This window comes from Microbacterium sp. ISL-103, from assembly GCF_018613995.1.
GTDB lineage: Bacteria > Actinomycetota > Actinomycetes > Actinomycetales > Microbacteriaceae > Microbacterium.
Genome location: NZ_JAGGPD010000042.1, coordinates 1 through 6,991, shown reverse-complemented (window position 1 = coordinate 6,991; position 6,991 = coordinate 1). Strand labels below are relative to the sequence as shown.

Below are 6,991 nucleotides of genomic sequence, written 5' to 3'. Positions count from 1 at the left end.
CATACTGCGTCTCGTTCCAGTTGCCCGGGGGCGTTCCCGACAGCACGTTCATCTCGGTCGACAGCCCCACGCGCTCGATCCGTCCGGTCTCGGATGCGGATGGCCCCGGCGGCCCCGCTCGCCTGGTTGTCGGCGGCAACGGGCATCCGGTCGGGCGCTCCGACGGCGAAGCGGCCGCGGTCGACGACCTGGTCGAGTGGACGAAGAGGCACTTCCCCGGCGCTGAAGAGACGCACCGCTGGTCGGCGCAGGACTACGAGTCGCACAACCAGATCCCGTTCGTGGGCGCGATGCCCCGAGGGCTCGGCAGCATCCGCTTCGCGACGGGCTATGCCAAGTGGGGCCTGTCGAACGCTCCGGCGGCCGCGCTGCGGCTCACGGCCGAGATCCTCGGCGCCAGCTGGCACGATCGCCCGTCATGGATGGTGAAGATCGGCACGAGGCTGACGGTTCCCGCCGACCTCGCCCGAGGAGCGGTCGAGGGCGCGAAGGTCGCCGCTGCCGCGACGAGTGGATGGGTGGATGCCGAGCGCCGGCCCGTGCCCGTGCCGAAGCCGGCCGAGGGAGAGGGAGTGGTCGCGAACCGCGGGGGGCGCCCTGTGGCCATCTCGACGGTCGACGGCGTGACCCGTTCGGTTTCGGCCGTGTGCCCGCACCTGGGCGGAGTGCTCGCCTGGAACGACGCCGACTGCACGTGGGACTGTCCGCTGCACGCCTCGCGCTTCGAAGCCGACGGCACTCGGATCGAAGGCCCCGCACTGCAGGACCTCAAGGCGCTGCCCCGCAAGAGCGGGGGCTGAGGGTCAGCTCGCCCCCGGTGAGCCCGCGCCCGGGGGCGGGGCATCCCAGCCCTGCTGAGGCTCGTCGCAGTTCTCGCGGAACACGTACTGCGAGGCGAGCTTGCGCTGATGGCTCGACCAGTCGATCGCCGGGCGGCGCTGCTCGGGCGGCAGGTAGCCGAGGCGGTAGACGGCCATGAGCTCGAGGTCGTCGGGCACGCGCAGCAGCTTCACGATCTCGTCCCACTGCCCCGGAACCTCCATCGGGAACGAGATGAACTGGATGCCCATGCCGAGCTCGACCGTGGTGAGCCAGACGTTCTCCATGGCCGCGCCCATGCTGAACACCGAATAGAACGACGAGAGCTGACCCGGTCGGTACTCGCTGCGATCGAGCATCACGCCCAGCAGCAGTGGAGAGCCGCCGACGAGCTTGTGGTTCTCCTCGCCCAGGGTCTTCGGCACCCCGAAGGTGTTCATCAGCTTCTGGCCGCGCTTGGTGAACACCTGGCTCGTGAACGGGCGAAGGGCTGCAGGGAGCTTGTCGAACAGCATCCCGCTGCGCTTCTCTTCCATCTCGGCCTGGCTGAAGCGGAAGTACGGCTTGTAGCGCTCGAAGAACGTGCCGTTCGACATCGCCTCGGTCATGCTGTCGCCCGAGATGCGGGCGATCTTGTCGATCGTGTCGCGGTTCTCGATGACCACGAACCGCCACGGCTGGCTGTTCAGCTGCGAGGGCGCACGGCCTGCGGCTTCGAGCAGGATGCGCTGATGCTCCTCCGACACCGGGTCGGGCAGGAAGGGCCCGTTCGTGGTCTTGCGGCGGCGGATGGCGTCGAGCAGTTCCATGCGTTCACTTCCGGTCGGTGGAGAGGCGCGAGCAGATGAGGCCCGCGACGATGAAGGGGGCTGCGGCGAGCGCGATGAGCGGATGCCGGCGGCTGTGCGTGCCGAGATACGGGATGGCGGCGAGCGGTGCTGCGGCGGGCGCCAAGGCCAGTGCCGCGCGGCGGCTCGCGTGCTTCGGGCTACCCCAGAAGATCGCCGAGAACGCGGCGGCCGAGGTCGCACACGTGGCGACGTAGATCGCGTGGTGCAGCCAGCGGAAGTTGCTCGTGTCGATCAGTCTGGCGGCGACCGCCGAGCCGAGGGCGACGTTCGCGATGTAGGCCACGGCCGCCGCCGCGAACAGCGGCGCAGCATCCGTGCGTCTGCGTCGGGGGCCCATGGCACGACCCTACGCCCACCCCCGGCATCCGATCTCGGCCTTGCCCCGGTGTGTGGATCTGTGCAAAGCCCCTCCCGCCCGTGCGGGGTCAAAAACGCACCTCAATCGGGCGATTGGGATGCGTTTTTGACCCCGCACGAAGCGGCGGATGCGTTTTTGACCCCGCAGCCACCGGACGTTGCGGTCCAGCGCGTTACAGGTTGCTCTCCGCGTAAATGCGGAGCGCGTCGCGGACGAACTCCGCGCCCTGCGTGCCGCCGGCAGACGTCGCGTAGTTCGCGCCGAAGCGCGGGTCTGCGACGTACATCTCACCGAGTCCGAGCACGTACGCCTTGACGTCGCCGCCGGGCACGGCCGCGGGGGTTCCCGGGATGCCGGTGAGCCACTCGACGTGGCGCCGGGCGACGTCTTGAGCCTCGGCGGATGCCGGGTCGATGCCTCTCTCGGCGGCGGCGATCCAGTCCCGACCGAGGTCGGAGACGCGCTGCTGCCAGTCGGCGCGTTCGGTGTCGGTCATCCCGCGCCACCAGCGGTCGCTGTCGGCGTAGGTCTTGCGACCCCAACGCTGTTCGACCTCCTCCTTGTACTGGGTGTGGTCGAAACCGTCGAACATGTTCTCTGCCATGAGTTCTTCACCTCCTCTCAATGCGTTGATGGTGTTCTCGACCGACGCGATCTGTCGCGCCAGCCGGTTCTGCTCCTCACGCAGCAGCGCGAGGTGCGTCTCGAGAGCGGACTCCTCGCTCTGCCGCGGAGTCGCCGGGTTCAGTACCTCGGCGATCTGCGGCAGCCCGAGTCCGAGCTCGCGCAGCAGCAGGATGCGCTGCAGGCGCACGAGAGCCGACTCGTCGTAATGGCGATAGCCGTTGTGCGCGATGCGCGAGGGCGGCAGCAGGCCGACGTCGTCGTAGTGACGCAGCGTTCTGCTGGTGGTGCCCGCGAGTCGGGCGATCTCTTGGATCGACCAATCACGACCGGTCATCGCGTCCTCCTTCCGTGGATCCGTTCTTCGATAACTCCACGGTAGAAGTTGACGCTGCGTCAAGGTCAAGCCATCGCCGCAACCAATATTCTTCATCCGCTCGTCACACGAATCGGCGCGGCGCTCGCTACGGTCGTCACGTGCCCGAATCACACTCCTCCCTGCATCCGCTCGCCCTCGCTCCTGTGATCGCTCCGCCGAGCACCGCGGATGAGTTCGTGGAACTCTTCCTGCACAACCTCAACTTCGACCGCGGCGTCGCGCTGTCGGCATCCAGCGCGAACGATCGCTACCTCGCGCTCGCCCACACCGTGCGCGACTACCTGATGGCCCGCTGGCTCGAAGATGTGCGGCACCAGAAGGAGGTGCAGGCGAAGGGTGTCTGCTACCTCTCGGCCGAGTATCTGCTGGGGCGCCAGCTCGACAACAACCTGCTCGCCGCCGATCTCACCGACGTCGCGACCCGGGCCCTGGCATCGTGTGGCATCGACATCGACGAGCTGCGCGCTCACGAGGTCGAGCCCGGGCTCGGCAACGGCGGACTCGGACGCCTCGCGGCCTGCTTCATCGACTCACTCGCCACGATGGCGGTGCCGAGCATCGGCTACGGCATCCGCTACGAGTACGGCATCTTCCGTCAGACGTTCGTCGAAGGCCAGCAGGTCGAGCAGCCCGACGCGTGGCTGGCACTCGGCTCGCCGTGGGAGTTCGCCCGCCCAGAAGACGCGCAGACCATCGCTTTCGGCGGCCACACCGAGAAGTACGACGACGACGGCGTGACCCGCAGCCGATGGGTGCCGGCATGGAACGTGCAGGCCGTGCCCTACAACTACATGGTCCCGGGGTTTCAGAACGGCCGCGTCAACACACTGCGGCTGTGGAGCGCCGTCGCCACCAGTGCCTTCGATCTGCGCATCTTCAACTCGGGCGACTACGAAGAGGCCGTGCGGGCGCAGACCTTCGCCGAGAACATCTCGAAGGTGCTCTACCCCGAAGACTCCACCCCGCAGGGCAAAGAGCTTCGCCTGCAGCAGCAGTACTTCTTCGTCGCGGCCTCGATCCACGACTTCCTCGACAACATGCTCGCCGACGGCTTCGACCTCGCGAACCTGCCCGAGCGCGTCATCTTCCAGCTCAACGACACCCACCCGGTGATCGCGGTGCCCGAGTTCATGCGCGTGCTCACCGACGAGAAGCATCTCGAATGGGATGCCGCGTGGGCGATCACCCAGCAGTGCTTCGCCTACACGTGCCACACGCTGCTGCCCGAAGCGCTCGAGGTCTGGTCGGTCGAGCTGCTCGGCCGACTGCTGCCCCGCCACCTCGAGATCATCTACCGCATCAACGACGAGTTCCTCGTGGCGGTGCGCGAGCGCTTCGGCGACGACGAGATGCTCGTGCGCAACATGTCGATCATCTCCGAGCATCCCGTCCGATCCGTGCGCATGGCGTATCTCGCCACCGTCGCCGGCGCGAAGGTCAACGGCGTCGCCGAGCTTCACTCGCAGCTGCTGCGCGACAAGGTGCTCCACGACTTCGATGCGTTCTTCCCCGGCAAATTCACCAACGTCACGAACGGCGTCACCCCTCGGCGGTTCCTGCGCCTCGCCAACCCCGAGCTCTCGTCGCTCATCACCGCGGCGATCGGCGAGGGCTGGGTCACCGACCTCGAACGCCTGCGCGAACTCGAACCCTTCGCTGAGGATGCCGAGTTCCGCACGGCGTTCGCGGGGGTCAAGGCCGCGAACAAACGCCGCCTGAGCGACGTTCTGTGCGAGCGCGACGGCGTCGACATCAGCGACGGCCACATGCTCGACGTCATGGTCAAGCGCCTGCACGAGTACAAGCGCCAGCTGCTGAAGGTGCTGCACATCGTCACGACCTACGAGGGCGTGGTCTCGGGCCGCATCTCCGTGTCGGACGTCGTGCCTCGCACCGCGATCTTCGGGGCGAAGGCGGCACCCGGCTATGCGATGGCGAAGCGCATCATCCACCTGATCAATGCCGTCGGCGATGTCGTGAACACCGATCCTCGCCTCGAGGGCCGGCTGAAGGTCGCCTTCCCGCCGAACTACAACGTGACTCTCGCGGAGCGCGTGATCCCCGCCGCCGACCTGTCGGAGCAGATCTCGCTCGCCGGCAAAGAGGCGTCGGGCACGGGCAACATGAAGTTCGCGCTTAACGGCGCGCTCACGATCGGCACGGATGACGGGGCGAACGTCGAGATCCGCGAGCTCGTCGGCGACGACCATTTCTTTCTCTTCGGCATGAGCGAACCTGAGGTCGAGGCGCTCAGCATCCGCGGTTACCGGCCGCAGGAGTTCTACCAGGCCGACGAGGGCCTGCGCCGGGCGATCGATCTGATCGCATCCGGAGCCTTCTCCCGCGGTGACCGCTCGGTGTTCGAGCCCGTGGTCTCGAACCTGCTCTACGAAGACCGCTTCATGGTGCTCGCCGACTACGCGCCGTACATCGAGGTGCAGAGCAGAGTGGATGCCGCATACGCCGACCAGGACGCGTGGACCCGCTCGGCGATCCTCAACGTCGCCCGGACGGGTTTCTTCTCGTCCGACCGCTCGATCCGCGACTACATCGACCGGATCTGGCATACCCCTCCGCTCGTCTGACGTCGCCCCTGTGATTCCGGTCGCAGTCGGTGCCGCTCGCGCAGGATCTGAGCGGCACCAACTGCGACCGGAGTGCGAGATCAGAGACCCCTCTTGACAAAGTCGAGATATATCGTGTTACTCTGAGCGAACACGATATATCGTGATCCCTCAAACCAGGAGAAGCAGACATGACCGAGAAGTGGGTCATCGCCCCAGGCGAAGAACGCGTCATCGACATCGAGAACGTCACCCGCCTGAAGATCGGTCTGGTCGGCGGCCAGGTCGACGTCATCGCGCACGACGAACCCGGCATCCGTATCGAGGTGCACGGCGTCACCACCAAAGACCTGCGCATCGAGGCGAACGACGGCGAGGTCGAGATCGACCACCCGCAGCTCGGCTGGGACAACTTCCTCGAGGTGTTCCGCAACTTCGGCTCGGGCGGCCCGAAGGCCGAGGTCAGCGTCGCCGTGCCCCGCTCGATCGCGCTCAACCTCGGCGTCGTCAGCGCCGGCGCACTCGTGTCGGGAATCCACAACGACGCCCGCCTCAACACCGTGTCCGGCGACCTCATCGTCGACACCCTGATCGGCGATCTGACCGTGAACTCCGTCTCGGGCGACGTGCAGGTGCGCGGCCTGACCGGCTCGATCAGCGCCAACAGCGTCTCGGGCGATGTGGCCGTCACGGGCACCGTGCGCCGCGCCACCGTCGACATCGTGTCGGGCTCGACCCTCGTCGACGCCGCCGGCGACGTCAACACCATCAACGTCAACTCGGTCTCGGGCGGCACCACGGTGCGTCTCGACGAGTCACTCGCCGCGAACTACGTCATCCGCTCGCTGAGCGGCCGACTGCTCATCGACGGCGTCGAGCGCGGTTCCTCCGGACTCAACAACTACACCGGCTCGTCGGGCGAGCTGGCAGGACGCTTCGTCGACCTGCGTGCCAACTCGGTCTCGGGTGGCGTGACGGTGCTGCGGCGCACGCCCGAGTCGATCACGAACGATGCGGAGTGGGAAGCATGAGTCCCGCAGTCTTCTCGCACGGCGACCTCAGGCTCTACCTGCTCTCGCTTCTCGCCGAGGCACCGCAGCACGGCTACGGCATCATCCAGGCGCTGACCGATCGCACGGGCGGCACCTACACCCCGAGCGCCGGCACCATCTACCCTCGGCTCGCGAAGCTCGAGGAAGAGGGACTGGTCACCAAGACCGTCGACGGCCGCACCACGATCTACGCGATCACGGATGCCGGACGCGCCGAGCTCGCATCCCGCGAGGGCGACCTGGCGGGCATCGAGGCCGGGCTCACCGATTCGGTCCGGCTGATCGCCAACGAGGTTCGCCAGCGCGTCAAGGAGGCGCTGAAGAGCCTGCGCGCCGATCTCGCC

Annotated in this window: 7 protein-coding genes; 4 read left to right on the top strand and 3 right to left on the bottom strand. The window is 67.2% G+C overall.

Annotated features, from left to right (window positions below):
- The coding region (locus J7E68_RS02070; RefSeq protein WP_215169415.1) for a Rieske 2Fe-2S domain-containing protein at window positions 1-800 on the top strand (800 nt) is incomplete at its 5' end.
- A gap of 3 nt (window positions 801-803) precedes the next feature.
- Here J7E68_RS02070 and J7E68_RS02065 read toward each other — a convergent pair.
- From J7E68_RS02065 to J7E68_RS02055, 3 genes are all read right to left on the bottom strand, one after another.
- Window positions 804-1,628 (bottom strand): nitroreductase family protein, encoded by an 825-nt coding sequence (locus J7E68_RS02065; RefSeq protein WP_215169413.1) that lies wholly within the window; start codon window positions 1,626-1,628, stop codon window positions 804-806.
- 4 nt (window positions 1,629-1,632) lie between these two features.
- A complete protein-coding gene (locus J7E68_RS02060) occupies window positions 1,633-2,007 on the bottom strand; it encodes a hypothetical protein (RefSeq protein ID WP_215169411.1) in 375 nt (124 codons plus the stop codon).
- A gap of 193 nt (window positions 2,008-2,200) precedes the next feature.
- Window positions 2,201-2,989 (bottom strand): MerR family transcriptional regulator, encoded by a 789-nt coding sequence (locus J7E68_RS02055; RefSeq protein WP_215169403.1) that lies wholly within the window; start codon window positions 2,987-2,989, stop codon window positions 2,201-2,203.
- 140 nt (window positions 2,990-3,129) lie between these two features.
- Here J7E68_RS02055 and J7E68_RS02050 point away from each other — a divergent pair, with 140 nt between their 5' ends.
- The 3 genes from J7E68_RS02050 to J7E68_RS02040 all read left to right on the top strand — a co-directional run.
- Window positions 3,130-5,616: a glycogen/starch/alpha-glucan phosphorylase gene (locus tag J7E68_RS02050; RefSeq protein WP_311416066.1), complete on the top strand. Its 2,487-nt coding sequence runs from the start codon at window positions 3,130-3,132 to the stop codon at window positions 5,614-5,616.
- A gap of 170 nt (window positions 5,617-5,786) precedes the next feature.
- The gene (locus J7E68_RS02045; RefSeq protein WP_215169401.1) at window positions 5,787-6,626 is read left to right on the top strand and encodes a DUF4097 family beta strand repeat-containing protein; all 840 of its coding nucleotides are present in this window, start codon (window positions 5,787-5,789) and stop codon (window positions 6,624-6,626) included.
- The coding region (locus J7E68_RS02040) for a PadR family transcriptional regulator (protein ID WP_215169399.1) at window positions 6,623-6,991 on the top strand (369 nt) is incomplete at its 3' end. The genes J7E68_RS02045 and J7E68_RS02040, both read left to right, overlap by 4 nt.

Bases quoted from the DNA above. Each gene is read 5' to 3' on its own strand.
- J7E68_RS02045 (WP_215169401.1), top strand. From the start codon at position 5,787: ATGACCGAGAAGTGGGTCATCGCCCCAGGCGAAGAACGCGTCATCGAC.
- J7E68_RS02065 (WP_215169413.1), bottom strand. From the start codon at position 1,628: ATGGAACTGCTCGACGCCATCCGCCGCCGCAAGACCACGAACGGGCCC.
- J7E68_RS02055 (WP_215169403.1), bottom strand. From the start codon at position 2,989: ATGACCGGTCGTGATTGGTCGATCCAAGAGATCGCCCGACTCGCGGGC.
- J7E68_RS02060 (WP_215169411.1), bottom strand. From the start codon at position 2,007: ATGGGCCCCCGACGCAGACGCACGGATGCTGCGCCGCTGTTCGCGGCG.